Origin of the sequence: Haloprofundus halophilus (genome assembly GCF_003439925.1) — an archaeon.
Classification (GTDB): domain Archaea; phylum Halobacteriota; class Halobacteria; order Halobacteriales; family Haloferacaceae; genus Haloprofundus; species Haloprofundus halophilus.
In genome coordinates this window covers 783,320-808,048 of record NZ_QQRR01000002.1, presented here as the reverse complement: position 1 = coordinate 808,048, position 24,729 = coordinate 783,320, and the positions used below count along the sequence as shown (strand labels likewise).

24 protein-coding genes are annotated in these 24,729 nt (G+C 67.3%); 11 read left to right on the top strand and 13 right to left on the bottom strand.

The genetic code is table 11. The annotated features are described in order from the left end of the window. Nucleotides 1–114: 114 nt before the first annotated feature. Nucleotides 115–735 (top strand): hypothetical protein, encoded by a 621-nt coding sequence (locus DV709_RS13770; protein WP_117594986.1) that lies wholly within the window; start codon nucleotides 115–117, stop codon nucleotides 733–735. A gap of 184 nt (nucleotides 736–919) precedes the next feature. Continuing rightward, nucleotides 920–1,630, top strand: coding sequence for a fumarylacetoacetate hydrolase family protein (locus DV709_RS13765; RefSeq protein ID WP_117594985.1), 711 nt, complete (start codon nucleotides 920–922; stop codon nucleotides 1,628–1,630). A gap of 24 nt (nucleotides 1,631–1,654) precedes the next feature. On the opposite strand, the gene DV709_RS13760 is transcribed toward DV709_RS13765, so the two are convergent. Beyond that, nucleotides 1,655–2,611, bottom strand: a complete 957-nt coding sequence (locus DV709_RS13760; RefSeq protein WP_117594984.1) for a D-2-hydroxyacid dehydrogenase — start codon at nucleotides 2,609–2,611, stop codon at nucleotides 1,655–1,657. Between the two features lie 132 nt (nucleotides 2,612–2,743). On the opposite strand from DV709_RS13760, the gene DV709_RS13755 reads away from it, so the two are divergent. Then, nucleotides 2,744–3,214, top strand: a complete 471-nt coding sequence (locus tag DV709_RS13755) for a hypothetical protein (RefSeq protein ID WP_117594983.1) — start codon at nucleotides 2,744–2,746, stop codon at nucleotides 3,212–3,214. 122 nt (nucleotides 3,215–3,336) lie between these two features. Further along, nucleotides 3,337–4,722, top strand: a complete 1,386-nt coding sequence (locus DV709_RS13750) for an NAD(P)/FAD-dependent oxidoreductase (RefSeq protein WP_117594982.1) — start codon at nucleotides 3,337–3,339, stop codon at nucleotides 4,720–4,722. A gap of 105 nt (nucleotides 4,723–4,827) precedes the next feature. On the opposite strand, the gene DV709_RS13745 is transcribed toward DV709_RS13750, so the two are convergent. From DV709_RS13745 to cofD, 5 genes are all read right to left on the bottom strand, one after another. Next, a complete protein-coding gene (locus DV709_RS13745) occupies nucleotides 4,828–5,022 on the bottom strand; it encodes a 30S ribosomal protein S17e (protein ID WP_117594981.1) in 195 nt (64 codons plus the stop codon). A 119-nt stretch (nucleotides 5,023–5,141) separates the two neighbouring features. Then, nucleotides 5,142–5,828, bottom strand: a complete 687-nt coding sequence (locus tag DV709_RS13740; protein ID WP_117594980.1) for a DUF447 domain-containing protein — start codon at nucleotides 5,826–5,828, stop codon at nucleotides 5,142–5,144. Beyond that, nucleotides 5,825–6,682, bottom strand: coding sequence for a triphosphoribosyl-dephospho-CoA synthase (locus tag DV709_RS13735; RefSeq protein WP_117595328.1), 858 nt, complete (start codon nucleotides 6,680–6,682; stop codon nucleotides 5,825–5,827). The genes DV709_RS13740 and DV709_RS13735 overlap by 4 nt, the downstream gene beginning before the upstream one ends. Continuing rightward, nucleotides 6,655–7,488 carry a tRNA-dihydrouridine synthase gene (locus DV709_RS13730; protein ID WP_117594979.1) on the bottom strand — a complete coding sequence of 278 codons (834 nt, stop codon included), beginning with the start codon at nucleotides 7,486–7,488 and terminating at the stop codon, nucleotides 6,655–6,657. Before DV709_RS13730 ends, DV709_RS13735 begins: the two co-directional genes overlap by 28 nt. Further along, the gene (gene cofD / locus DV709_RS13725; RefSeq protein WP_117594978.1) at nucleotides 7,485–8,480 is read right to left on the bottom strand and encodes a 2-phospho-L-lactate transferase; all 996 of its coding nucleotides are present in this window, start codon (nucleotides 8,478–8,480) and stop codon (nucleotides 7,485–7,487) included. Before cofD ends, DV709_RS13730 begins: the two co-directional genes overlap by 4 nt. A 131-nt stretch (nucleotides 8,481–8,611) precedes the next feature. On the opposite strand from cofD, the gene DV709_RS13720 reads away from it, so the two are divergent. The 4 genes from DV709_RS13720 (at nucleotide 8,612) to DV709_RS13705 (ending at nucleotide 12,720) form a co-directional block, all read left to right on the top strand. Further along, entirely contained in the window at nucleotides 8,612–9,769 is a 1,158-nt protein-coding gene (locus tag DV709_RS13720) for an HD domain-containing protein (protein WP_117594977.1), read from the top strand. A gap of 110 nt (nucleotides 9,770–9,879) precedes the next feature. Next, the gene (locus tag DV709_RS13715) at nucleotides 9,880–11,103 is read left to right on the top strand and encodes an HD domain-containing protein (protein ID WP_117594976.1); all 1,224 of its coding nucleotides are present in this window, start codon (nucleotides 9,880–9,882) and stop codon (nucleotides 11,101–11,103) included. An 81-nt stretch (nucleotides 11,104–11,184) separates the two neighbouring features. Continuing rightward, nucleotides 11,185–12,198, top strand: coding sequence for an amidohydrolase family protein (locus tag DV709_RS13710; protein WP_117594975.1), 1,014 nt, complete (start codon nucleotides 11,185–11,187; stop codon nucleotides 12,196–12,198). Nucleotides 12,199–12,243: 45 nt separating this feature from the next. Then, nucleotides 12,244–12,720 (top strand): universal stress protein, encoded by a 477-nt coding sequence (locus DV709_RS13705; RefSeq protein ID WP_394338691.1) that lies wholly within the window; start codon nucleotides 12,244–12,246, stop codon nucleotides 12,718–12,720. Nucleotides 12,721–12,786: 66 nt separating this feature from the next. On the opposite strand, the gene DV709_RS13700 is transcribed toward DV709_RS13705, so the two are convergent. After that, nucleotides 12,787–13,749 carry a biotin--[acetyl-CoA-carboxylase] ligase gene (locus DV709_RS13700; RefSeq protein ID WP_117594974.1) on the bottom strand — a complete coding sequence of 321 codons (963 nt, stop codon included), beginning with the start codon at nucleotides 13,747–13,749 and terminating at the stop codon, nucleotides 12,787–12,789. Between the two features lie 229 nt (nucleotides 13,750–13,978). Between DV709_RS13700 and DV709_RS13695 the strand changes: the two genes are divergently transcribed. Further along, a complete protein-coding gene (locus DV709_RS13695) occupies nucleotides 13,979–15,283 on the top strand; it encodes a carboxylate--amine ligase (RefSeq protein ID WP_157972743.1) in 1,305 nt (434 codons plus the stop codon). A gap of 191 nt (nucleotides 15,284–15,474) precedes the next feature. Here the strand turns inward: DV709_RS13695 and pccA are convergent, their stop codons facing one another. The 4 genes from pccA to DV709_RS13675 form a co-directional block, all read right to left on the bottom strand. Continuing rightward, entirely contained in the window at nucleotides 15,475–17,268 is a 1,794-nt protein-coding gene (gene pccA, locus DV709_RS13690) for a propionyl-CoA carboxylase biotin carboxylase/biotin-carboxyl carrier subunit (protein ID WP_117594972.1), read from the bottom strand. 109 nt (nucleotides 17,269–17,377) lie between these two features. After that, the gene (locus tag DV709_RS13685) at nucleotides 17,378–17,743 is read right to left on the bottom strand and encodes a hypothetical protein (RefSeq protein WP_117594971.1); all 366 of its coding nucleotides are present in this window, start codon (nucleotides 17,741–17,743) and stop codon (nucleotides 17,378–17,380) included. Nucleotides 17,744–17,916: 173 nt separating this feature from the next. Beyond that, entirely contained in the window at nucleotides 17,917–18,252 is a 336-nt protein-coding gene (locus DV709_RS13680) for a hypothetical protein (RefSeq protein ID WP_232819744.1), read from the bottom strand. Beyond that, complete coding sequence (locus DV709_RS13675; protein ID WP_117595325.1) at nucleotides 18,249–19,793, bottom strand: acyl-CoA carboxylase subunit beta; 1,545 nt, start codon at nucleotides 19,791–19,793, stop codon at nucleotides 18,249–18,251. The genes DV709_RS13680 and DV709_RS13675 overlap by 4 nt, the downstream gene beginning before the upstream one ends. A gap of 241 nt (nucleotides 19,794–20,034) precedes the next feature. Between DV709_RS13675 and DV709_RS13670 the strand changes: the two genes are divergently transcribed. Further along, the gene (locus DV709_RS13670; protein ID WP_117595324.1) at nucleotides 20,035–20,808 is read left to right on the top strand and encodes an SDR family oxidoreductase; all 774 of its coding nucleotides are present in this window, start codon (nucleotides 20,035–20,037) and stop codon (nucleotides 20,806–20,808) included. Nucleotides 20,809–20,818: 10 nt separating this feature from the next. Here the strand turns inward: DV709_RS13670 and DV709_RS13665 are convergent, their stop codons facing one another. After that, on the bottom strand, nucleotides 20,819–22,246 hold the full coding sequence (locus DV709_RS13665) for a sodium-dependent transporter (RefSeq protein WP_117594970.1): 1,428 nt from the start codon (nucleotides 22,244–22,246) through the stop codon (nucleotides 20,819–20,821). Between the two features lie 319 nt (nucleotides 22,247–22,565). Here DV709_RS13665 and DV709_RS13660 point away from each other — a divergent pair, with 319 nt between their 5' ends. After that, complete coding sequence (locus tag DV709_RS13660; protein WP_117594969.1) at nucleotides 22,566–23,894, top strand: sodium-dependent transporter; 1,329 nt, start codon at nucleotides 22,566–22,568, stop codon at nucleotides 23,892–23,894. A gap of 83 nt (nucleotides 23,895–23,977) precedes the next feature. Here the strand turns inward: DV709_RS13660 and DV709_RS13655 are convergent, their stop codons facing one another. Further along, complete coding sequence (locus tag DV709_RS13655) at nucleotides 23,978–24,688, bottom strand: SDR family oxidoreductase (protein ID WP_117594968.1); 711 nt, start codon at nucleotides 24,686–24,688, stop codon at nucleotides 23,978–23,980. Nucleotides 24,689–24,729 lie beyond the last annotated feature (41 nt).

The window sequence follows — 24,729 nt, the reverse complement described above, 5'->3', positions numbered from 1 at the left end:
GGGGTTCGCTCACCGGCTGCTGAATACACAGCGCGTATGCAACAGCAGTCTGACTCGGAAGTGGTCGGGGCGTACCGCCGAATGGTTATCAGAGAGTGGTGATTATCTGGTCCAATGACCTGCGAAACTGCATGGGAACATGTAGAAAACGCCGAGGCTCACCGTAGGCGCGGCGAGTTCTCTGCTGCTGGCGATTGGTTCACGGCGGCAGCTTACGAGTATCTCGGTGACTCTCCGCCTGGGTTCCCCGCGACGACCGCTTGCAAAGGGGAATACATGTTTCTTCTCGCTGGCGTCTGTTATCGTTTAGCTGGAACTCGTGACCAGTGTGTCAACCGTTGCAAGCAAGGGATTCTGGTCGCTGAAGACCTCAACGCTCGCCATCTACCCGTCCCTGAAGATGAGTATTGGTTCGAGAGGGCCCGTCGAGGCGTCTGGTACGAATATATCGGTGACTTTCGGTTGGTCGGTGAGCTGGCTGGAGTAGAGGAGGCGTACACCGAGGCAAAGCGAATTTACAGGCTGGGGGAAGACCCTGAGTCAGGGATGGCGGAGCAAGAACATCTCTACCTCTTCGAATTCTTTGAGCGTGTAGTGCAGGTGAGTGCGGAAACAGACGACGAGTGGAGAGAAATCAGGCACCACACGCCGTTCACTAAGTGGGTAGACTACAAGCTCAACACTCTCCCTGACGCCCTTGATGACCTATTCACACGGAATGAGTGGCCGCTCTGATAAAGGAGTCAGAGATGCATCCTCTGTATGCAGCACGCAATTTCTGTCAAAATCCAGGGATAGCCACAGACGCCACACTTCAATCGAGTGGACTGGGGTCACGGAATAGTGGGCTCACCGAACTCTGAGGCGCAGGCTCCGCCGTTTCCGGTACGCCTTTCGAGACGCAACAAGACGAACAACCATGCGAATCGCCCGTATCCAGACCCCTGACGGCCCGCGCGAGGGCGAGTACCGAGACGGAACCATCCTCGCAGACGACGGCGAGTACGTCGTCGGTGAAGACGGCGACCTGCTCGCACCGTGCGAACCGTCGGCGCTGTACTGCGTCGGCCGCAACTACGCCGCGACGCTCGACCAGATGGAGTACGAGCGACCCGAGGAACCCGACTTCTTCATCAAGCCGCCGACCTCGGTTATCGCCCACGAGGAGCCGATTCTGTACCCCGCGTTCACGGAGGAACTCACGTACGCGGGCGAACTCGTCGCCGTCGTCGACGAGGAGTGCCACGACATCTCGGTCGACGAAGTTCCGGAGTACGTCCGCGGCTACACCATCATGAACGACGTGGACGCCCTCGACCAGCAGGGCCGGACGGCCAGAAAAGCGTTCGACGGCTCCGGTCCGTTGGGGCCGTGGATTGAAACGGAGCTGGACCCGCGAAACCTCGACATGCACACCGACGTGAGCGGCGAGCGCCGACAGGAGGCGAACACCGAACTGATGCTGTTCGGTCCGTACGAAATCGTCTCCTACCTCTCGAAGCGATTCACCTTCCAGCCTGGCGATGCAATCGCGTTCGGTAGCCCAGCGAACCCCGGCACCATCGAACCGGGCGACGTGGTCGAAATCACCTACGAGGGAATCGGGACGCTGCGGAACGCGGTGGAGTAGCGAGCGAATTGTAACCGGTCTGCTCTAATCCGCCTGATTCTCCAAGTTTTCGAACTCGCCCGTCTCCTCGACCTTGTCGAGGTTCCGCGCGATAATGTCCGCGCGGCGCTCCCAGTACTTCGGCGTGTGGCCCGCGTTGTGCGGCGTGATGAGCACGTTGTCGAACGACCACAGCGGATGTTCCTGCGGGAGCGGTTCGGGGTCGGTCACGTCTAGCGCCGCGCCGCGGAGACCGTTCGTCTGGAGTGTCGAAACGAGCGCGTCGGTGTCGACGATGGGACCGCGGCCGACGTTGACGAGCACCGCGTGCGGCGGCAGCGTCCGGAACGCCTCCGCGTCGATGAGTTTCTCTGTCGTCTCGGTTAGCGGCGCGGCGACGACGACGTAGTCGCTGTCGGCGAGCGCCTCGTGTATCTCGTCGAAGCCGTACACTTCGTCCGTCGGGCCGCCCTTCTCCGGCGAGTAGCGGACGCCCACCGTCTCGACGCCGAACGGGGCGAGGCGGTCGACGATACTCTCCCCGATAGCGCCGAGGCCGACGACGGTCACTCGGCTTCCCTGGAGTTCGGTGGCCTGGTACGACCGCCACTCGGCGCGCTCCTTGCGTCGCCACGCCGTGTCGAACCCGCGGGCGAACGAGAGAATCGCGCCGAGGGCGTACTCCGCGATGTTGGGCCCGTGAACGCCCGAGGCGTTGGTGACGGCGACGCCCCGCTCCGCGAAGGCGTCGAGGTCCAGATGCCCCGTCCCGGCGTAGACGCAGGCGAACAGTTCGAGGTTCGGCGCGGCGTCCAGCTCGTCGGCGTCGAGCGAGAAGCCGGTGGCGACGCGCGCCGTCCGAAGGAACTCGCGCTCTTCGGCGGGCGTCTTCGCCAGCGCGACGTCGTAATCGGGGAGTCGCTCGCGCAGGGTCTCGGCGTACGCCTCCGCAGAGAGGCCGTGAATCTTCTGTCGCAGCACGACGATATCCGGGTCGGTCATGCGTCCCCGTTTTCCGACCAGCGGTATGAGTGCACCCCCTTCGGCAGTCGCGGCCTACTTCGACGGAGGGGCGGGAGAAAACACATCACTCGCTCGGAACGTATTTATCCGAAGACTGTTTCGGTGGTGCGTATGTCACGGTCGCAGACGACGCGGCGTCGTGTTCTGGGCGCGTTCGGGGTGGGCGTCGCCGGCCTCGTCAGTGGGTGCGCCAGCGCGGGCGTTCTCGGTGAGTCCGAGGGGTCGGCGCAACTGGGCGAACTCCACCTCAGCAACTCGCACGTCGACTCCCACAGCATCGACCTCATCGTCCGCCGCGACGGCGAACTCGTCCACTGGACCTCGCACGACCTCGACGGTGTCGAGAACAACGTCTCCGACGGCGAGACGGTTGACCTCTCCTGGAGCGAGACGCCGGGGTCGTACGTCATCTCCGCGCGCCTCGACGACGCCGAGAGCTGGGAGACGTTCGCGCTGTCGGACCTCGGCGACGCGCCGTGTTACCGACTGCTGGTGAAAGTCGACCACGAGGGACGACTCGGTATCTGGTCGATGTCGAGTCCGGACGCCTGCGGCGACGACTCGGCGACGCCCGCGGAGTAGCCGCCGCCCACCCTCCCGAATCCCTGCAACCTCCGACAGCCCCGGCGTTCGCTCGCTGAGTGACTGTTCGCCGCGCGGAACGTTCCGGACCTTTAATGGCGGAGTACTGCCGGATACGAGGTATGCAGCGCGTAGACGTAGCCATCGTCGGCGGCGGTCCGGGCGGTACGGCAGCGGCGCACGCGGCCGCGTCCGCCGGAGCGACGGCCGTCGTGATGGAGAAAGGCGTCCCGCGGGCCGACCGAGAACAGCTCGGTCCCGACTCGACGGACGCCGCGGGCATCCTCGACTACTGGGTGGACATCATGGGAATCCACCCCGACGAGATGCCCGACGGAATCGTCCTCCAGACGCTCGACCGCGCGGAGTTCGTCGGTCCGAACGAGTCGCTGACGCTCCAGGCGACGGGCATCGAATCGTCGTACGACGAGTTCGGCTACACGTTCCACCGCGCCCGGTTCGACGACTGGATGCGCCAACGCGCCGAGGACGCGGGCGCGGAGTACCGCGTGAAAGCCTCGGTGAAGAACGTCGAGACGAACCTCGCGGCGACGGGCGACGACCCGCGACACACCGTCGAACTCAAAGACGGCGAGAACGTCGGTGCCGACTTCCTGATTCTGGCCGACGGCCCCCAGCGAACGGTCACCAACCGCGTGCTCGACCGTTACCTCCCCGACGGCGAGAAAGCCTCGGAACGCCTCTCCTCGCGGCGGTCGAACCACATCGCCTACCAGGAGTACCGCCGCTTCCCCGAGGAACTGTTCGAGGAGATCAAGTCGGCCATCACGTTCTGGTGGGGGTACATGCCCGGTCACACCGCTTACCCGTGGGTGTTCCCGAACGACGACAACGTCTGTCGCGTCGGCCTGACGATGCCCATCGGGATGGACATAGACGAGGTCGAAGACAGAGAGAAGTACGCGCTCCTCCGCCCGGAGGACGAGCGCATCCCGCAGGGCAAAGAGTACATCCGACGGCTGCTCGACCACGTCTACGGCGACGAGTACGACCTCGACGACTTCCCGCTCGTCGAAGACCGCGGCAAGCGCGGCGGGACGGAGACGTACGCCATCTCCTCGACGCGACCCATCGACTCGCCGGTCGGCGCGGACATCGCCGTCGTCGGCGGCGCGATGGGCGCGACCTCCGCGTTCCACGAGGGCGGCGACCACGTCGCCGTCCGCACCGGCGCTATCGCGGGCGAACTCGCCGCCTCCGGCGACCTCTCGGCGTACAACCGGCGCTGGAAGGACGCGATAGACGACGAGATTCTCCGAAACGTCTCCATGGCCGACCTCGTCCACGACTACGGCCCCGACGACTGGGACTGGGCGTTCGAAACGGCGCGAAAGCTCATGGACAGCGGGGGCGCCATGCAGGTTCTGGAGGGTGCCGGTCGGACGGGTATCAACGCCGCCCGCCTCGCGGGCGCGTACAAGAAACGGAAGTTCAAGTTCCGCAACGGACGCTACGTCCAACTGAAAGAGTCCGAGTACACTATCTGAGTCGGGTTTTTCGGCACTCGAAGCGACTTTCGGCACTCGAAGCGACTCTCGACACTCGCGTCGCTCGGCGTCTCTGTCTCGAATCCGAACTCGAAAAACGGACGTTTACGCTGCGGCCGCCTGCGATTGCTTCTTGCGCGTGACGTAGCCCGCGATGCGGTTGCGGACGCCCTTCGAATCGACGTTGGTCAGTTTGTCGACGTTCTCCTTGTTCGTCTCGAAGTCGGTGTTGAACGCCTGCGGGTACTTCTCCAGCAGCAGCGTTCCCATCTGCTTGACGTACTTGGGTTTGATAGCCATACGGAAATCTTCCGTCGTAGCCCACTAAAACGATTCGTTCCGCGCCCGCGGTGTGGACGACGGTGACACGGTTCGTGGCCTCGGGTCCCCTCGACGACAGCCGGGTCGTCTGCTCACCGTCAATCGCGTCGCTTCCGCCATCCCGTCTCGGCGCTCAGCCGCTCGAACGCCTCCCGCTCGGCGTCGCCGCCGCACTTCTCGACCGTCTCCTCGAAGTAGGTGAGGCGGTCTAACAGCGCGTCGGTGTCGTAAGCGGACACGTCCAACCGCGACGCCGCGACGGTCGCGTCAACGACGGCGTAGAACCCTCGATTGATGGTTCGCACGCCCGTCTCGACCACGGCCGACTCCACGGGGCGGAGTTCCCATCGCTCGACCGTCGTCTCTCCGCGCTCCTCGCTGTCGACGCAGTCGGTTTCCACGCGAACCCACGCGTCGGCGCTGTCGAGAACTGGCTCTGTCTCCTCGCGTATCGTCACCGCGGCGGCGACGAACGTCCGCGGGTCGGTGACGAACTGGACGACGCCCTCACCCTGCCGGTGGAAGTTCCGGCGCGTCCGGGTGTTCCCCCACGTCGTCGCCGTCGCCGAGGTATCCGAAGCGGCGGGCGCGCGAACCCCGAGCGCCGCGACGTTCCACAGGTCGTTCGGCCCGAGCGTCGTCACCACCGACTCCGTGACGCCTCGGAGTTCGACGGGCCATTCGGCGTCCGTCTCGTCGTCGCTTCCGCCGCTTCGGTCGCTTCCGCCGCTTCGGTCGCTTCGGTCGCTCCGGTCGCTTCCGCCGCCCCCGCGTTCGTCACTCACACGCGCAGCCCCCGTTCGAGCGCGACGAACAGCGCCGCGGCGGTGATGTCGGCGGTCGTTCCCGGATTCACACCTTCGGCGACGAGTGCCTCCGCCAGTCGCTCCGTCGCCGCCTCGTCGCCGCGAGCGTCGGCGGCCCACCCCGAAACCGCGGCGGCGACCTCCTCGCCGTGTCGGGTGGCGACGAGCGTGTCCGGTTCCTCGACGAGCAGGTCGAGAAACGCCCGCGCCGCGCGGTCCGGAACGGGACCGTCGTCGTCGCAGATCGCGTCGGCGGCGGCGAACGTCCGCCGGAACCCGCCGGTCCACTCGCGGGCGTTGCCGTCGCGGCCGGCGCTCAGTTCCATCACGTCGTACAGCGTCAGTCCCCGGGACTCGAGCGCGGGAACCGCGTCGCTCCCGCGTCGAACGTCCAGTTCGGGGGCGTCGTGCGGCGGGTCGTCGACGGCGACGTCGACGTGTTCGAACGAGCGGTAGAACGCCGCGGCGTCGGCGACGGTGGTCGATTCGACGACGCTCGTCGCCGTCTCGGGCGTGAGGTCGCCGTTCTCCGCCGCGGCTCTCACCAGCGGCACGAGCAGCAACAGACACCCGAACTGCGTGTTGCCGCCGCCCTGTCGACTCATCCCCTCGACGGCGCGCTCGAACGCCGCCCCCACGGGGGCGCCGTCGGCGGCCATCCGGAGCCCTTCGCTCGACCCGACGGCACCCGCGAGGAAATGTTCGAACCGCAGGTCGTCCAGATCTCGATTTCGGTCGACGTTGCCCGGTTTCGGCGTGCTCGAGACCTCCAGGAGGAGCGCGAGCTCCGCGTTCTCGGCGGGCGTCACGCCGGGACCTCCGATTCGTCGTATCCGTCGGAATCGTCGGACGGGTCGGATTCGTCGGAATCGTCCGCGTCGAACCGCTCGTCGACGGCGGCGCGCACCCGCTTCAGAACGCGGGGGTCGTCGCTCGGCCGCCCGACGCTCACCGCGTCGGCGCCGTAGTCGAGGTACTCGCGGACGCTGGCGGCGTCGCGGACGCCGTTGTTGGCGACGAGGTAGAGGTCGTCGCCGACGGCCGCGGCGACCTCGCCGACGACGTGCTCGGAGTCCATCGCGTCGACGTGGAACATCGTCGCGCCGGCGTCGGCCACGCGCCGGGCCGTCTCCGGGAGGTCGACGCCCGAGACCTCCGTTCTGGTCTTCACGCTCACGGTCGCACCGGTCTCGGCCGCGGCGGCGACGTACCGACAGAGGCGGTCGGTGTCGGCCAAAAGCGCCTCGCCGCATCCCACCGCGAGGAGTTCGTCCTGGCGACAGTGGGCGTTGAGTTCCAGTATCGCACCGTGGTCGCTGCAGACGGTCGCGACTGCCCGAACTGGCGAGACAGTCGCGCTGCGGACGTTGACGCCGACGCGAATCGGCGCGTCGGAGAGCGCTCGTAGCTCGGCGTCGACGAACGAGAGCGGGTCGTCGGGGAGGAACTCCGAGCGCCCGCGGTCGACGAGTTCGCGCGCCGCCTCCCGCGAGACGCCGTCCAACGCGATACCGCCGAGAAATGCCGCGTCGACGTATGGAGCGGCCGCGTTCGCCCACTCGGAGTCTGACACGCCGCTGAGGCTCGCGGCGGCGAGGCGGAGCGGCGGTCGCTCGGCTCTCCGGTTGGGAGCGCTCACGAGACCGCCTCCAGTGCAGTCTCGACCGCGCCCAGCACGCGCGCGGCGTCGTCGGGACCGTCGAGTTTCGTGTCGGTTCTGACGACCGGCCGGTCGAGTTCGGTTCCGTCGTCGTCGTCGAGGACGAACGCGTCGGCGAACGGGTACGCCTCGGCGACGCCGGCGGTACTGGCCTCGTAGCCGACACCGCGCATCAGTTCGGCGGCGGGGCCGGAGAACACCGTGTCCTCGACGAACGGCGAGACGGCGACTACCGGCGTCGACTCCAGCGCCTCGCAGATGCCGGGAACCGCGAGCATCGGACCGATGCTCGTCACGGGGTTGGAGGGACCGACGACCACTGGCGCGGCGAGCGCGTCGAGCACCGCGTCGGTCGGCCCGGCGTCGTCGGCTCCGCGGAACTCCACGTCGCGGACCGCGGGGTCGGCGCGGCGAGCGACCCAGTACTCCTGGAAGTGCATCGGTCCCTCGTCGGTGTGGACGACGGAGGCGACGGGGTCGTCAGACATCGGGAGCAGCGTCACGTCGAGGCCGAACGCGTCGGCCAGTATCCGGGTGACTTCGGTGAGGCTGTGGCCCTCGTCCACGAGACTCGTCCGCGTCACGTGGACGGCTCGGTCCCTGTCGCCGAGTTCCATGAACTCCGCGACGCCCGAGAAGCGTCGCCAACGGGCGATCTCTCGCCCGCTCGTCTGCGCGCCGTCGGGGAGGTACCGCGGGCCGTCGTCGAGTCCGGCGGCGTCGGCGAGACGGCGGAGCTCCTCGTGGGTCTCGGTGGTGTCGCCGTCGATTCCCCACCAGCGCTCGCGGTCGAGGACGCCGCCGCCGTCGAACAAGACCGTGTCGAGGTCGGGACAGACGAGCACGCCGCCGAGTTCGACGTCGTCGCCGGTGTTGCCGACGACGACCGTCTCGCTCGGGTCGAATCTCGACTCCCCGAGCCCGTCGAGCAGTTTCGGGGTGCCCGTCCCGCCGGCGAGAAAGGTGACCATTTGCCGGAGGTTGACCGGGCAACGATTTGTATCTGGCCTTCACGGCGACGCCTCCGACGCCGACTCGCCCCGACTCACCCCCGACACCGAGTGAGACGGCTATTTGTTCTCCGATTGCGAAGTCGGGCGTCATGAACGCGATCAAGGACAGCGTCCACGACTACATCTCGGTGGACCCCGTCGCCCGCGCCCTCCTCGACACGCCCGAACTGCAGCGGCTTCGACACATCAAACAGCTCTCCACCGTGCGTCTGGTCTACCCGTCGGCGAACCACACGCGTTTCGAGCACAGTCTCGGCGTCTACCACCTCGCCTCCCGCGCGCTCGACCACCTCGGCGTCGACGATGACCGGGCGGCGCACGTCCGCGCGGCCGCGCTGCTGCACGACATCGGTCACGGCCCCTACGGCCACCAGACCGAGGAGGTCATCATGCGCCGGACGGGCGAGCACCACGACGAAATCGGCGACCTGCTCGCCTCGTCGGCCGCCGGCGACGTACTCCGGGCCCACGGCCTCGACCCCGAGCGCGTCGCCGGACTCGTCCGCGGCGAGGGCGACCTGGGCCAGCTCGTCTCGGGCGAACTGGACGTCGACCGGATGGATTACCTCGTCCGCGACGCCCACCACTCCGGCGTCCCCTACGGCACTATCGACCACGGCCGCCTCGTCCGCGCGCTCCGACTGCGCGAGGGCCGCCTCGTCCTCGCCGAGGGGAACGTCCAGACCGCCGAGAGCATGCTCCTCGCGCGCAGCCTCATGAACGGAGTCGTCTATCGCCACCACGTCTCGCGAATCGCGGGCGCGATGTTGGACCGCGCCTCCGAGCGCCTGCTCGACGAGACCGACCTCAGTGTCCGAAAGTTCCGCCGGATGGCCGACCACGACCTGCTCGTCGAACTCGGCAGGGAGGTGCCCGACTTCGGTCGACGAATCGAGCGCCGCGACCTGTACAAACGCGCAGTCTGGGCCGGCCTCTGGGAAGTTCCGGCGTGGGTCCCGGACCTCGGCCACGACGACGTTCGCGCCGCCGAGCGCGACGTCGCCGACGCGGCGGGCGTCGACCCGGACGACGTCATCGTCGACGTTCCCAGCCGACCGGCGCTCAAGGAGTCCGAAACCCACGTCGTCGTCGACGGCACGGTCCGGCGGCTGGAGGAGGCCTCCGAACTCGTCGGCGCGCTCAGAAACACCGAACGCGCGCAGTGGCGACTCGGGGTGTACGCGCCCGACGAACACGTCGAGGCCGTCGGCGACGCCGCGGCCGCGATACTCGACATCGACGACTGAGCCTTCCGAGCGGTTCGTCCGACTGAAGGGGGCGAGGGGGGCGAGGGCGGACGGGAACGACGACCCGCACCTCCGACCGTTTTTAAGCGGTGACGCCGAATCGCCCACCAATGATCACCATCAAGGACAGCGTCCACGACCACATCGAGGTCGACGGCGTCGCCGCGGCGCTGCTGGACACGCGGGAGGTCCAGCGGCTCCGCCACATCAAGCAGCTCGGGACGGTGCAGTTCGTCTACCCCTCCGCGAACCACACGCGCTTCGAGCACAGCCTCGGCGTCTACCACCTCGCCTCCCGCGCGCTCGACCACCTCGGCGTCGAGGGTATGAACGCCGAGCGCGTCCGTGCCGCCGCCCTCCTGCACGACGTGGGTCACGGCCCGTTCAGTCACAACGTCGAGGCGCTGACGCACCGTCACACGGGCAAGTACCACGACGACGTCGACGAACTGCTCGCCGAGGGAACCGTCGGCGAGGTGCTGCGCGACCACGACCTGGAGCCGGCACGCGTCGCCGAACTCGTTCGCGGCGAAGGCAAGTACGGGCAGGTCGTCTCCGGTGAACTGGACATCGACCGGATGGACTACCTCGTCCGCGACGCCCACCACACCGGCGTCCCCTACGGCACCATCGACCACGAGCGGCTCGTCCGCGAACTGACGTTCGTCGACGGCGAGTTGGTGCTCGCGGAGGGGAACGTCCAGACCGCAGAGAGCCTGCTCGTCGCTCGCGCGCTGATGAACCCGACCGTCTACCAGCACCCGGTCGCGCGCATCTCGAAGGCGATGCTGCGACGCGCCGCCGAGCATCTCCTCGCCGACACGGACTGTACCGCCGAGCGACTCCGGCGGATGGACGACCACGACCTGCTCGTCGCGCTCCGGAACATCGACGAGACCGCCGAGTTCGCCCGCCGCCTCGACGGCCGGGACCTCTACAAGCGCGGCGTCTGGGCCGAACTCTCCGACGTACCGGAGTCCGTTCTGGACGCGCCTCACGGGGAGATTCGCGAGGTCGAGGCGAGCGTCGCCGACGCCGTCGGCGTCGAGCCCGAACACGTCGTCGTCGACGTCCCCGCCAAACCGTCGATGAGAGAGTCGACGAGTCGAGTCGTCGTCAACGGCGATATTCGACAGTTGGGTCGACAGTCGCCGCTGGTCAACGCGCTCCGGACCGCCCAGAAGAACCAGTGGCGACTCGGCGTCTACGCGCCGGCCGACGTGGCGGGGGCGGTCGGCCGCGCCGCGGCCGACGAACTCGGCCTCGACATCGAGGGCGCGCTCGTCAACGACGTCCGCGCCGGCGAGGCGACAACGCTCGACCAGTTCGACTGATTCGCGGCCCCGTAGACCGGTCCGTGCGGGTCGCGCGACGGAACGAGGGTTTCAAGCCACGGCACCGTCTCGCCCCAGACGATGGAACTGGAGGGAACCGTCCTCGTCGGTCGGGAGTTCGACCCGATAGAGGGACGGGTCGTCGTCGAAGACGGCACGATACAGGCAGTCGAGGAGGCGTCGACGGACTCCACGTCGATAATCGCCCCCGCGTTCGTCAACGCGCACACCCACATCGGCGACTCGATAGCGAAAGAGGCCGGTGGCGGTTTGAGCCTCGACGAACTCGTCGCCCCGCCGGACGGCCTCAAACACCGCCTGCTCCGGCAGGCGAGTCAGTCCGAGAAGATTTCGGCGATGCGCCGGTCGCTGCGGTACATGCAGTCGGGCGGCACCGCCGCCTGCATCGAGTTCCGCGAGGGCGGCCGCGAGGGCGTCGACGCGATTCGCGCGGCCGCGGCGGACGTCGACCTCCTGCCGGTCGTACTCGGCCGAGAGACGGCCGACGCGATGGAGATCTCCGACGGGTTCGGGGCCAGCGGCGCGCGCGACGGCGAGTTCGGCAGCGTCCGCAACGCGACCCGCGAAGCCGGGAAGCTGTTCGGCATCCACGCGGGCGAGCGCGACCCTGACGACATCAACCCGGCGCTCGACCTCGAACCGGAGTTCCTCGTCCACATGGTTCACCCCGAACCGCTGCACCTCGAACGCGTCGCCGACCGGAAAGTGCCTATCGTCGTCTGTCCGCGCTCGAACCTCGTGACGAACGTCGGGGTGCCGCCTATCCGCGAACTGGTCGACCGGACGACAGTGGCGCTCGGCACCGACAACGTGATGCTGAACAGCCCGTCGATGTTCCGCGAGATGGAGTTCGCCGCCAAACTCGCCGACGTCTCCGCCGCCGAAGTGCTCCGGATGGCGACGGTCAACGGCGCGGAGATCGCCGGACTGAACTGCGGACTCGTCGAGGAGGGCCGCGACGCGAAACTGCTCGTCCTCGACGGCGACTCCGACAACCTCTCGGGCGTCCGCGACCCCGTCCGCGCCGTCGTCCGCCGCGCGGGCGTCTCGGACGTCGAACGCGTCGTCCTCTGAGCACCGCCTCGCCGCGCGAACAGTTATTAACCCTCCGGCAGTAGCTTGGTACGATATCGCATGGGGATGTACGAACGGATTCTCGTTCCGACCGACGGCTCCGACGGCGTCCAGCGTGCGGTCGGCCACGCCGTCGACCTCGCCGAAGCCCACGACGCGACCATACACGCCATCTACGTCGTCAACACGGCGAGCTACGCGGGTCTGCCCATGGAGTCGTCCTGGGACGGCATCGACGAGATGCTCCGCTCTGACGCCGAGACGGCCGTCGAGGACGTTCGACGAATCGCCACCGAGCGCGGCGTGCCGGTCGAAGCCGCCGTCGTCGACGGCTCGCCGAGCCGCGAAATCGTCAGCTACGCCGAGCGCGAGAACTGTGACCTCATCGTGATGGGGACGCACGGCCGCGGCGGCATCGACCGCCTGCTGTTGGGCAGCGTCGCCGAGAAAGTCGTCCGCGGGTCGAACGTCCCGGTGTTGACGGTCCACGTCGCCGACGAACCGCCCGGGCAACCCGCCTGAGCGCCGTCGACTTCGGCGTCTCGTCGGGTCGCGCTCCGCCGAGCGGAGGTTCTCTCGGTCGCCGGACTACGCCGAGCGGAGGTGTTCGCAGTCGCCGGCGTGGACGGTCACCTCGCCGTCGTCGGTGTCGACGACGAGCGCGCCCGGGTGCACCACGTCGACGGCCTCGCCCTCGACGCTCCCTCCCGGCGTCTCGACGCGGACTCGCCGGCCGAGCGTCGCGCTGTACTCTCGCCACGCCGGGAGTACCGACTCCGGGTCGTCGCGGAGCGCGTAGAACTCCTCGATGAGGCGCTGGGCGAACAGTCGACGGTTCACGTCGCCGGCTCGCTCGCGGATAGTCGTCGCGCCCGCCGGAAGCGCCTCGGCGTCGACGTTGGCGTTGACGCCGATGCCGACGACTAACCACGAGACCCGGTCGGCTTCCCCCTCCATCTCGGTGAGGATGCCGGCGAGTTTTCGGCCACCGCGGCCGAGCGTCTCACCGTCTGCCGCGTCGTCAGAGACGGGGACGAGCACGTCGTTCGGCCACTTGATCTCGGCGGGGACGCCCGCCTCCCGCGCCGCCTTCGTCGTCGCAACGGCCGCGGCGAGCGTGAACAGCGGCACGTGTGCGGGGGGCCGCGACGGACGGAGGACGAGACTCAGCCAGATTCCACCGCTCGGCGCGGTCCACTCGCGGTCGAGTCGACCTCGACTGCCGACCTGTTCGTCGGCCAGCACGGCGACGTCGGCCGCGCCTTCGGCGGCGAGTTCGCGGCCGCGGTCGTTGGTGCTGCCGAGGCGTTCGTGATACTCGACGGCTACCGGCGCGTCGAGGCCGAGTTCGACCGCCGACGCGCCGTACTCCGGAACGTCTCTCAGTTCGTATCCGGCGTCCGTACTCTCGACGACGAACCCGTCGGCCCGTAACGCCTCTATCTGTTTCCACACCGCCGCTCGTGAGATACCGAGCGCTTCGGCGAGTGCCGGGCCGGAGACGACGTCGTCGGCCAACGCGTCCAGAACCGCCCGCCGCGTGTCACTCATGCGGGCGAATCGGTGGGCAGTCGCAATGAACGCGGCGGTCACGGACCGTCGGCGCTCGCCTCGGCGCCGAGGCCCAGAGCGAGCGCATCGGTGTGCTTGCTGACAGGAAGATGTTACTTTCAAATTTAGAAATGGTTCGCGTTTTCGGGGGCGGTCGGCCAGTACGCTTATACCTATGTCAACAACCTCTCATGCTGGCTTTTTCACCTTCCGCGACGTTCTGTCCCACATGCCAAATCGGCAGCACCCCGAGTCACAACCGACCGCTCCGAAGACAGCGTCCGACCCCCCGCGGGTTCTGGTGCTGGACGGTGACGGACCGGCGGCGTTGCGCGTCGTGCGCTCGCTCGGTCGACGGGGCGTCGACGTGACTGTCGGCGGGACGAGTCGGACGGGCCTCGGCATGTTTTCGCGGTACGCCGACGGCAGATACGTCTACCCGGACCCGGCGTCGGATTACCGTCAGTTCGTCGACGACCTCCGGGGGTATCTGGCGGCCAACGACGTATTCGCCGTGATTCCGGTCTCGGACACGAGTTCGCTGGTGTGCTCGCACCACAAAGCCGAACTGGAGGAGACGGGCGCGAAAGTCGCCGTCGAGGACCCCGAGACGTTCGACAAGGCGTACGACAAGGGGGCGCTGTTCGACCTCGCCGCGGACCTCGACGTGCCGACGCCGGAGACCCGTCAGCGAGACGACTACGCGGGTGTCGTCGACCTCGCCGACGGGATGTCGCTGCCGGCGGTCGTGAAGTACCGCAGCAAGACGGTGCTCGACGACGGGCAGGCGCACACGGACCTCATCGACGACGTGAACTACGTCGAGACGGAGGCGGCGCTCGTCTCGACGTACCAGGTGCTCGTCGGCCGCAACAGCCATCTGAAGGGCCACGAACCGATCGTCCAGGAGTACGTCCCCGGCGAGACGACGGCGGCAGTCGTCCTCGCGGACGAGGGCGAGGTGCTCGCACAGTTCCAGGAGCGACGCGTCCGGACGTTCCCCTCCTCCGGCGGGAACTCCGCGGTGCTGGAGTCGATGCGCGACGAGAAGATGCGGCGTTACGCCGAGGAGGTCGTCGGGGCGCTGGAGTGGACGGGTCCGGCGATGGTCGAGTTCATGCGGACCGACGACGACGAGTACTACCTCATCGAGGTCAACGGACGGTACTGGGGGTCTGTCCCCTTCGCCGTCTCCTGCGGCGTCGACTTCCCGTGGCTGCACTTCCAGCAACTGCTTGGCGAGACGCCTCACCACGACGGCGAGTATCCCGCCGGCGAGCGGATGCAGCGACTGTTCTACGAGGACCTCAAGTGGCTCGGCGAGAACGTCTCCGAGCGCCCCGTCAGTTCCCTCGGCACGTTCGGACGCGCCCTCGGCGGCTACCGACACAGCATCCCGGCGTGGGACGACCCCGCTCCCGCCGCCGGCGCGTTGATACAGTCGGCGGTGTTGGCCTCGCGGCGACTCACCGACGACCGGAAAAAGCGTTCCGCCGAGCCCGAAGACCCCGCGTCGACGCCGAACACGAGCTGAGAGGCGACTGGACCGGTCCGTTTGCGGTCGCTCGACGGGTGATGACAGAGAGACGAGACGGGGCGAGAGCGTACGGCGAACGAACGCGGTACGGGTCGGAAGCGACGGACGCAGTACGAGTCGGAAACGACGGATGCAGTACGAGTCGGAAACGACGGATGCAGTGCGAATCGGAAACGACGGACGCGGCGCTACTCGATGACGACGAGCGCGTCACCCATGTCGACGCTCTCGCCCTCGGAGACGACGACCTGTGTGACCGTCCCGCCGCGCTGGGTCGTCACGTCGTTCTCCATCTTCATCGCTTCGAGCACGCAGACCACGTCGCCGGAGGCGACCTCGTCGCCCTCCTCGACTTCGACGGAGAGAATCGTCCCCTGCATCTCGGCGGTGACCGTCTCGCCGTCGCCCTCGACGACGACCTCGTCGTCGCCGCCGTCGTCTTTCGCCTGCGGCGGCCGGCTGGCGCTGTTGCCGCTGGAGTTCCCCGAGACGGGGATCGCGGGTGCGCCGCGCTCCTCGAGGTTCACCTCGAAGCGCTTGCCGTTGACTTCGACGGTGAACTCGCGTTCGGTCACTTCCTCGTCTCCGTCGTCGCCGCCGGCGTCGGCGGGGCCCCACTTCTCGACGGCCTGCTCGATGCGCTCGCGGTCGAGTTTCTCGTCGAGGTACTTCGTCGTGTGCTCGCCCTCGATGAACGCCTCGTCGGTGAGCATCAGGCGGTGGAACGGGATGATGGTCTCGAGGCCCTCGATGTCGTACTCGGCGAGCGCGCGCTCGGAGCGGACGAGACACTCCTCGCGGTCGGAAGCGGCGACGATGAGTTTCGCTATCATCGAGTCGTAGTCGCCGCCGATCTCGTCGCCCTGGCGGACGGCGTCGTCGATGCGGACGCCGATGCCGCCGGCGGGGTCGTACGTCTTGAGTTCGCCCGTCGCGGGGGCGAACTCCTGGGCGGCCTTCTCGGCGTTGATGCGGAACTCGATGGCGTGGCCCTCTATCTCGACGTCGTCCTGTTCGAAGTCGAGCTCCTCGCCGGCGGCGACGCGCAGTTGCCACTTGACGATGTCGAGGCCGGTAATCTCCTCGGAGACGGTGTGTTCGACCTGAATCCGGGTGTTGACCTCCATGAAGAAGAACTCGCCGTCCTCGACGAGGAACTCCACCGTCCCGGCGTTGGTGTAGTCGGCCTCGGCGACGCCGCGGCGGGCGGCCTCGCCGATGCGCTCGCGCAGGTCGTCGGTGAGCGCGGGCGACGGGGCCTCCTCGATGACCTTCTGGTGGCGGCGCTGCAGCGAGCAGTCGCGCTCGCCGAGGTGGCGGACGTTGCCGTGGTGGTCGGCGAGAATCTGGACCTCGATGTGTCGCGGCGCTTCGAGGTACTTCTCGACGTAGACGGAGGCGTTGTCGAAGTACGCCTCGCCCTCGCGCTGGGCGGTTTCGAGTTGCTCCTCGACTTCCTCCTCGCTTCGGACGACCTTCAGCCCGCGGCCGCCGCCGCCGCCCTCGGCTTTGATGGCGACCGGGTAGCCGTACTCGTCGGCTATCTCCTTCACCTGGTCGGGCGAGTCGACGGGCTCGGTCGTCCCCGGAACGACGGGCACGTCGGCCTCCTGCATCAGCGCGCGCGCCTTCGTCTTCTCGCCGAGGCGCTCCATGGCGTCCGAGGAGGGGCCGACCCACGTGAACTCGCTCTCCTCGACGTTGCGGGCGAACTCGGCGTTTTCGGCGAGGAAGCCGTAGCCGGGGTGGATGGCGTCGGCGCCGGCCTTCCGGGCGGCGTCGAGGATGGCCTCCTGGTCGAGATAGGAGTCGGCCGCGCGGGCGGGGCCGACGTTGTACGCTTCGTCGGCGTAGCGGACGTGACCGCCGTGTTTGTCCGCGTCGCTGTAGACGGCGACGGTTCGGACGCCGAGTTCCTTGCAGGCGCGCATCACGCGCACCGCGATTTCACCACGGTTGGCGACGAGAACCTTACTGAACATTTCTTGCCTTTCCATATTCGGATGCGGAACCTCATTCTATCGGTCCGGAGTCGATGTCGTCAACTTCGAAGAAAAAGCTCGTTTACGGCGCTCGGCGCCGCAGCGACGGCTACCGCTCGAGCGCGTCCGAGACGGCGACGTTCACCGCGTACATCCCGGCGAGGATGACCGAACCGTAGCGGAGCGACTCCGCGAACGCCCACGCGAGGCCGACGGGCCACCCCGCGCCGACCGAGAGCATCAGTTCGGGGAGGACGACGAAGCCGACGAGCAGAATCCCGCCGACGTACAGCGCGTGGCGGAACAGCCACCCCGCAGTGGAGCCGGTTCGGTTCCGTTCGGTCGTCCCGACGAGGTCACCGAGGGTCAGCGCGGTCGGCTCTGCCGACTCCGACGAGGTCGAAGTCGAGGTCGTTGGCTGACCGCCGTCGCTCCGGGAGGGCGTCTCTTCGGTCGGAGCGTCTGTGTCTGCCATACTGTGTGGAACTCGGCGTCGACTACCAAAAGCGCTCGGTGAACTGTCGTCTCCGTGGAGTGGTCAACGTGTCTACGTGACGGAGAGGGGAATCGAACCCGAACGGTCGAGAGACGCTACGTGAGGTCCCGGTCACGTACTGCAGCCAGAGAACCCCCGGCGACCGTCGTCGGTCAGAACCGGTCGGTTCGACCCGCGGCGGTCCACGCGTCGGTCGGCGCGCCGTCGGGAACGCGGACGGCCCGGCCCTGCAGCGCGTCGACGCGCCCGGCGAAGCGCCACCGACTCCCGTCCCACGTCTCCTCTGACTCCGACGCGGCGGCGGCCGCTGCGGCCGCCTGCTGGTCCCGGAGGTGTGCGCCGACGACGGCGGCGATGGCCGCGGCTTCGTCGGCGTCCGCGTCTGCGGGAATCACGAGGTCCGCCGAGGCGTCGGCGAGGTGCTGGCGGGTCGCCTCGCCGTTCGCGTCTCCGGCTTGCTCGCCTTTCGCGTCCGCGTCGAGGCTCATATCGGGAGGTTCCCGTGCTTCTTGTCGGGCGTCTGCTCGCGTTTCGACTTCAGCATGTGCAGGTCGTCGACGAGTCGCGCCCGCGTCTCCGTCGGTTCGATGACGTCGTCGAGGAAGCCGCGGTCCGCCGCCGTGTAGGGGTTGGCGAACTCCTCGCGGTACTCCTCGATGAGTTCGTCGCGGCGGGCGTCGGGGTCGTCGGCCTCGGCGAGTTCCTCGCGGTAGAGGATGTTCACCGCTCCTTGCGGCCCCATGACGGCGATTTCGGCCGTCGGCCACGCGTAGTTCACGTCCGCGCCGAGGTGCTTCGACGCCATCACGTCGTACGCGCCGCCGTAGGCTTTGCGCGTGATGACCGTCAGGAGCGGGACGGTCGCCTCGGAGTAGGCGTACAGCAGTTTCGCGCCGTGGCGGATGATGCCGTTGTGTTCCTGGTCGGTGCCGGGGAGGAAGCCCGGTACGTCGACGAACGTGAGGATGGGGATGTTGAACGCGTCGCAGAAGCGGACGAAGCGCGCGCCTTTCTCGGAGGCCTGGATGTCGAGCGTCCCGGCGTTCACGCGCGGTTGGTTGGCAACGACGCCGACGGCGTGGCCGTCGAGGCGGGCGAAGCCGACGACGATGTTCTTCGCGAACCCCTCGTGGACCTCGAAGAACGAGTGTTCGTCGCAGACGCGGTCGACGACATCGTGCATGTCGTACGGCTTCCGAGGTTGGTCCGGAACGATGTTCGTCAGTTCCTCGTCCGCGCGCTCGGGGTCGTCCCACGGGTCGACGCGCGGCGGGTCCTCGACGTTGTTCTGCGGGAGATACGAGAGCAGGCGCGCGATCTTGTCGAGCGCCTCCTCCTCGGAGTCGACGGCGAAGTGTGAGACGCCGGAGGTCGACCCGTGGGTGACCGCGCCGCCGAGTTCCTCGAACGTCACCTCCTCGCCGGTGACCGTCTTGATGACGTCGGGGCCGGTGATGAACATGTGGCTCGTGTCCTTCACCATGAAGATGAAGTCGGTGATGGCCGGCGAGTACACCGCGCCGCCGGCGCACGGTCCCATGATGGCCGAAATCTGCGGGACGACGCCGCTGGCCTTCTGGTTGCGCGTGAAGATGTCGGCGAACCCGCCGAGCGACGTGACGCCCTCCTGAATCCGCGCGCCCGCGGAGTCGTTGAGACCGACGATGGGCGCGCCCACTTCCATCGCCTGGTCCATCAGTTTGCAGACTTTCTCGGCGAACACCTCGCCGAGCGACCCGCCGAAGACGGTGAAGTCGTGGGCGAAGACGAAGACGGTCCGACCGTCGACCTCGCCGTAGCCGGTGACGACGCCGTCGCCGTACAGCTGTTTCTCCTCCATCCCGAACTTGTGGGTTCGGTGGGTGCGGAACTGGTCGAACTCGTGGAACGTCCCGTCGTCGAGGAAGTAGTCGATGCGCTCGCGCGCCGTCATCTTCCCCTTCTCGTGCTGAGACTCGATTCGGTCCTCACCGCCGCCCTTGCGGGCTTCTTCGCGTTTCTGTCGGAGCTCTTCGATACGGTCGTCCATCGTCATACCGGACCACCAACGTGCATTGTCACGAACGTCCGTTCGATGTGCAAAAGGGTTTCCGCAATACGGCAAAACCTGGTTCGACAGTCGTCGATATCTCACCCCGCCGGCGACCGACACCCCGTCAACCGTCTCGACGCCCGGTTCGTCAGTCTCGACGCCCGGTTCGTCACCGACCCGACGTATCAACCCGCGTGTGCCAAGTGCTATGGTACCATTCGACGTTATCTTCACCGCGATGACACTCTTAGACGGAAAGACAGCGGTAGTCACGGGCGCATCGAGCGGTAACGGACGCGCAATCGCCGAGCAGTTCGCCGAACACGGGGCGTCGGTCGTCGTCGCCGACATCCGCGAGGACCCGCGTGAAGGCGGAACGCCGACGCACGAACTCGTCGAGGAGTACGGCGGGGAGGCGACGTTCGTCGAGTGCGACGTCTCCGACTACGACGACTGCGTCGCCGCCGTGGAGGCCGCAGACGAGTTCGGCGGCGTCGACGTGATGGTGAACAACGCGGGCATCGTCGGCCCGCAGGCGCCGCTGATCGAGTTGGACCTCGACGAATATCGAAATCTGCTCCGCGTCAACCTCGACGGCGTCGTCAACGGGTCGAAGGCGGCGGCGATTCGGATGGTCGAGCGCGGCGAGGGAGGGAGTATCGTCAACATGTCGAGTGTCGCCGGCATCGTCGGCTACGGCGGCATCACGCCCTACGCGGCGTCGAAAGGCGGCGTTCGGCTGTTCACCTACTCGCTCGCGGCCGAACTGGGGCCCGACGACATCCGCGTGAACGTCGTCCACCCCGGCGTCATCGAGACGGCGATGACGACGGAGGACTCGCCGATGGTCGGCACCGAGGAGGGCGAACAGCTGAAAGGAACGATTCTGCTCCGACGGTTCGGGCAACCCGAGGAAGTCGCGGGCATCACCACGTTCCTGGCGAGCGACCTCGCGTCGTACGTCACCGCCGAGTCCATCGTCGTCGACGGCGGGGTCGTCAACACCGCCTGAGCCGAGCGAGTCAGTTCGCTCTCGGGAGTCGCCGCGAGGCGCGCGCGCCGAGGATAGTGGCGGCGGCGACGACGGCCGCGAGAGCGACGGTGGGCCAGAAACCGACGCGCGCGTCGACGCCGAACGTCGTCAGGAGCGTGAACACCAGAAACAGGGGGATGACGACGCCGACGGCGACGCGCCACGGGTCCGCGAGCGCGCGGGCGAACGTCCCGCTCCCGGCCCGGAACTCGCCGAGGGCGTCTCGGCCCATCACCCAGCCGACGAAGACGAGGAACACCGCGAGGCCAGCGGTGAGAAGGATGTCGACGAGCGTCCCGGCGACGAAGCCGAAGACGCTCGGCCGAAGCGCACAGACGCTCCCCGTCACCGCGACGAGGGCCGACAGGAGACCGACCGCGTTGCGGCGCTGCATCCCGTGTTCGTCGACGAGATACGAGACGGGGATTTCGAGCATGCTGATGGAACTCGACAGCGCCGCCAGCGTGACGACGGCGAAAAAGGCCGTCGCGATGACGATGCCGCCGGGCAGTTGCGAGAACGCGCCCGCGAGGCCGACGAACAGCGCCCCTTCGCCGGTGCCCGTCGACGCGGGGTCGATACCGAGCGAGAACAGCAGCGGGAAGACGACGAGCCCCGCGAGAACGCCGACGGCCGTGTTGAGCACGGCGATGGTCGTCGCGTCCGCGGGCAGCGAGCGGTCTTCGCCGAGGTAGGAGGCGTACGTTATCATCGTCCCCGCGCCGAGCGAGAGCGTGAACAGCGCCTGTCCGGCTGCCGGACCGAGCACCTGGAAGAAGTTCTCCCGTACTGTCGCGGCGTCGAAGCGCAGGAAGAACTCGTAGCCGCCGGCGGCACCGGCGCGCGTCGACGCCCACACCGCGAGCGCGACGAGGAGCACGAACACCGCGGGCATCATCACCGTCGTCCCGACTTCGATGCCGCGGCGGACGCCCGCGAGGACGATACCGGCGGTGAGCGCGAGAAACAGCACGTGGAAGAAGACGGCGTCGAGACCGAACGCGGCCGCGCCGAAGTACTCCCCGGGGTTCGAGAAGTACGGCGCGCCGCCGCCGAGGAGCGCGGCTCCGCTCTCGACGAAGTAGCGGAGAATCCACCCGCCGACGACGCTGTAGAACGACAGCAGCGCGACGGAGGCGACGACGCTGAAGAAGCCGATTCGGCCCCAGTTCTTCGACCCCGACAGCGAACGAAGCGCCCCGACGGGGTTACGGTTCGACCGCCGGCCGATGACGAACTCGCCGAGCAGTCCGGGGACGCCGACGGCGAGCACGACGAGGAGGTAGACGACGAGGAAGGCGCTGCCGCCCTGTTCGGCGGCGACCCAGGGGAACCGCCAGATGTTGCCCAACCCGACCGCACTCCCCACCGCCGCGAGGATGAAGCCGATTCGCGTCCCCCACGTCTCTCGTGTCATGTGCGCATCGCCCGTCCGTCTCGTGTCATTGCTTGGCATTGGCCCGACATCGCTAAAGTGCGTTTCGAGTCGAAGAACTCTCAGCGCGCAAAAATAACGGATTATAGGCGCTCTTCCGGCGGTTTCGGGACCGATTTTTCGCTCGAAATCCGTCTCCGGTGACGATTCGACACATGAATACGAAGTCACATATTCTGCGGATGTGCAGACGCGAAAAAGTGTTCACGGTAGTGACTGTTAAAAAATACGGACGTTACCACGTGCCACTGTGCGAGAAGATAACGCGGGTTTATAAGATAGTTCTTAGATATGGCATCACATGCCTGCACGAGAAACCTGGGCCACACGGCTCGGATTCATCTTGGCAGCGGTCGGTAGCGCAGTGGGATTAGGTAACATTTGGCGCTTCCCCTTCCTGACGGGGGAAGCGGGTGGGTCGGCGTTCCTCGTCGTCTACCTGCTCTTTATCGCCGTCGTCGGACTACCGGTTCTCCTCGTGGAGTTCGTCATCGGGAGGCGGTCGCAGCGCAATCCGGTGAACGCCTTCGAACGGCTCGGGAAACCGGCGTGGACGTTCATCGGCGCGATCGGCGCGTTAGCCGGATTCATCATCCTCTCGTACTACAGCGTCGTCGGTGGGTGGGTGCTACAGTACATCATCGGGAGCGTCTCCGGGGCGTACTTCGGCGCACCCGAGGAGTACTTCCTCTCGACGGCGTCCGGAACGAACGCCGTCATTTTCCACGCCGTCTTCATGGGCCTCGTCGCCGGCGTCGTCGCACTCGGCATCCGCGACGGCCTCGAACGCGCGGCCAAGGTGATGGTTCCGAGTGTCATCGTGCTGCTCGCGATTCTCGCCGCCTACGGCGCGACGCTCGACTCGGCGGGCGAGGCGTACTCGTACTACCTCTCGCCGGACTTCGCCGAGATCTCCGCGAACATCTTCTCTATCATCCCCGACGCCGCCGGACAGGCGTTCTTCACCCTCTCGCTCGGGATGGGCGTGATGATTACCTACGCGTCCTACCTCGGCGAGGACCGCAATCTGCTCGGCGACGGACTGACCGTCGTCGCCATCGACACGTTCATCGCGTTCCTCTCCGGTCTCGTCGTCTTCCCGTTCCTGTTCGCGCAGGGTACAGAACCCGGCTCCGGCGGTGCCGGCGCGGTGTTCATCAGTCTCGCCGCGGCGTTCGGCGAACTGCCGGCCGGTAACGTCATCGGCTTCGTGTTCTTCTTCATGCTGGGCATCGCGGCGCTCACGAGCGCGTTCAGCATCCTCGAAGTCGTCGTCTCCTACGCCATCGACAACTTCGGCGTCGACCGGAAGGTAGCGACGGTCGTCATCGCGGGCATCCTGTTCGTCGTCGGCATCCCGACGGCGCTGGACCTCACGTACCTCGACACGTACGACCTGTTCGCCAACAACATCCTGCTCGTCCTCGGCGGCACGCTGATGGCCATCTTCGTCGGCTGGGCGTACGCGGAGGATTCGCTGGCGGAGCTCGCGCAGGGTCGCAACGGCGACGGCGCGTTCGAGACGTACTGGATCTGGATGCTCCGCATTCCGGTCATCCTCATCCTGCTCGTCACGCTGGCGCTGGGCACGATGGACTACATCGGCTTCCTGCAGGAAACGTACTTCTGAACGCGCCCCGCCGGGCGCTTCGCAGTGTTTTTCGACGGTACTCGCGGTAGCGACGTCGACACGACGGGGCGAGTGCCGCGAGTCTACGCCTCGCCGTAGACGGGCACTGCCGCACCGCTGGTCACCGCCGCACCGTCCGAACAGAGGAACATGACGACCCGCGCGATCTCCTCCGGTTTCACCCATCTGTCGAAGTCGGCGTCCTCCATCATCTCCCGATTCTGCGGCGTATCGATGACGCTCGGCATCACCGCGTTCGCTCTCACCGTCCCCTTGTTCTCCTCGGCGATGGTCTCGGTCAGGAGTCGCACGCCCGCCTTCGACGCCCGGTAGATGCCGTCGCCCTCGCCGCCTTCGAGCGACGACCGCGCGGAGACGGAGACGATGGCACCCTCCTCGTCCTTCAGGTGGGGAATCGCGTGCTTCGAGGCCAGAAACATCGTCTTCAGGTTCACGTCGAAGAGGAAGTCGAACGTGTCCACCTCCGTCTCCTCGATTGGCGACCCGCCGCGCCACGTCCCCGCGATGTTGGCGAGGTAGTCGATTCGACCGTGGTCGTCGGCGATTCGCGCCATCGTCTCGGAGACGGCGTCTTCGTCGGTGAAGTCGGCTTTGTAGAACTCGATGCCGTCACCGGCGTCGAGTCGGGCGTCGTCGCTGCTCGGTTCCACCACGTCGCAGGCGGCGACGGTCGCGCCCGCGTCCCGGAACGCCTCGGCGACGGCGCTGCCGAGCGCACCCGACGCGCCGGTGACGACGGCGACTCTGTCGCTGAAGTCGAAGCTCACTGTCATACGGGGAAGGAGTCGGCGGCGAGCGCCATAAAGTCGCGGCG

What these genes read in the sequence shown, in the direction of transcription:
- DV709_RS13770 (WP_117594986.1), top strand. Translation starts at nt 115, where the DNA reads ATGACCTGCGAAACTGCATGGGAACATGTAGAAAACGCCGAGGCTCAC.
- DV709_RS13765 (WP_117594985.1), top strand. Translation starts at nt 920, where the DNA reads ATGCGAATCGCCCGTATCCAGACCCCTGACGGCCCGCGCGAGGGCGAG.
- DV709_RS13760 (WP_117594984.1), bottom strand. Translation starts at nt 2,611, where the DNA reads ATGACCGACCCGGATATCGTCGTGCTGCGACAGAAGATTCACGGCCTC.
- DV709_RS13755 (WP_117594983.1), top strand. Translation starts at nt 2,744, where the DNA reads ATGTCACGGTCGCAGACGACGCGGCGTCGTGTTCTGGGCGCGTTCGGG.
- DV709_RS13750 (WP_117594982.1), top strand. Translation starts at nt 3,337, where the DNA reads ATGCAGCGCGTAGACGTAGCCATCGTCGGCGGCGGTCCGGGCGGTACG.
- DV709_RS13745 (WP_117594981.1), bottom strand. Translation starts at nt 5,022, where the DNA reads ATGGCTATCAAACCCAAGTACGTCAAGCAGATGGGAACGCTGCTGCTG.
- cofD (WP_117594978.1), bottom strand. Translation starts at nt 8,480, where the DNA reads ATGGTCACCTTTCTCGCCGGCGGGACGGGCACCCCGAAACTGCTCGAC.
- DV709_RS13720 (WP_117594977.1), top strand. Translation starts at nt 8,612, where the DNA reads ATGAACGCGATCAAGGACAGCGTCCACGACTACATCTCGGTGGACCCC.
- DV709_RS13715 (WP_117594976.1), top strand. Translation starts at nt 9,880, where the DNA reads ATGATCACCATCAAGGACAGCGTCCACGACCACATCGAGGTCGACGGC.
- DV709_RS13710 (WP_117594975.1), top strand. Translation starts at nt 11,185, where the DNA reads ATGGAACTGGAGGGAACCGTCCTCGTCGGTCGGGAGTTCGACCCGATA.
- DV709_RS13700 (WP_117594974.1), bottom strand. Translation starts at nt 13,749, where the DNA reads ATGAGTGACACGCGGCGGGCGGTTCTGGACGCGTTGGCCGACGACGTC.
- DV709_RS13695 (WP_157972743.1), top strand. Translation starts at nt 13,979, where the DNA reads ATGCCAAATCGGCAGCACCCCGAGTCACAACCGACCGCTCCGAAGACA.
- pccA (WP_117594972.1), bottom strand. Translation starts at nt 17,268, where the DNA reads ATGTTCAGTAAGGTTCTCGTCGCCAACCGTGGTGAAATCGCGGTGCGC.
- DV709_RS13685 (WP_117594971.1), bottom strand. Translation starts at nt 17,743, where the DNA reads ATGGCAGACACAGACGCTCCGACCGAAGAGACGCCCTCCCGGAGCGAC.
- DV709_RS13680 (WP_232819744.1), bottom strand. Translation starts at nt 18,252, where the DNA reads ATGAGCCTCGACGCGGACGCGAAAGGCGAGCAAGCCGGAGACGCGAAC.
- DV709_RS13675 (WP_117595325.1), bottom strand. Translation starts at nt 19,793, where the DNA reads ATGGACGACCGTATCGAAGAGCTCCGACAGAAACGCGAAGAAGCCCGC.
- DV709_RS13670 (WP_117595324.1), top strand. Translation starts at nt 20,035, where the DNA reads ATGACACTCTTAGACGGAAAGACAGCGGTAGTCACGGGCGCATCGAGC.
- DV709_RS13665 (WP_117594970.1), bottom strand. Translation starts at nt 22,246, where the DNA reads ATGACACGAGAGACGTGGGGGACGCGAATCGGCTTCATCCTCGCGGCG.
- DV709_RS13660 (WP_117594969.1), top strand. Translation starts at nt 22,566, where the DNA reads ATGCCTGCACGAGAAACCTGGGCCACACGGCTCGGATTCATCTTGGCA.
- DV709_RS13655 (WP_117594968.1), bottom strand. Translation starts at nt 24,688, where the DNA reads ATGACAGTGAGCTTCGACTTCAGCGACAGAGTCGCCGTCGTCACCGGC.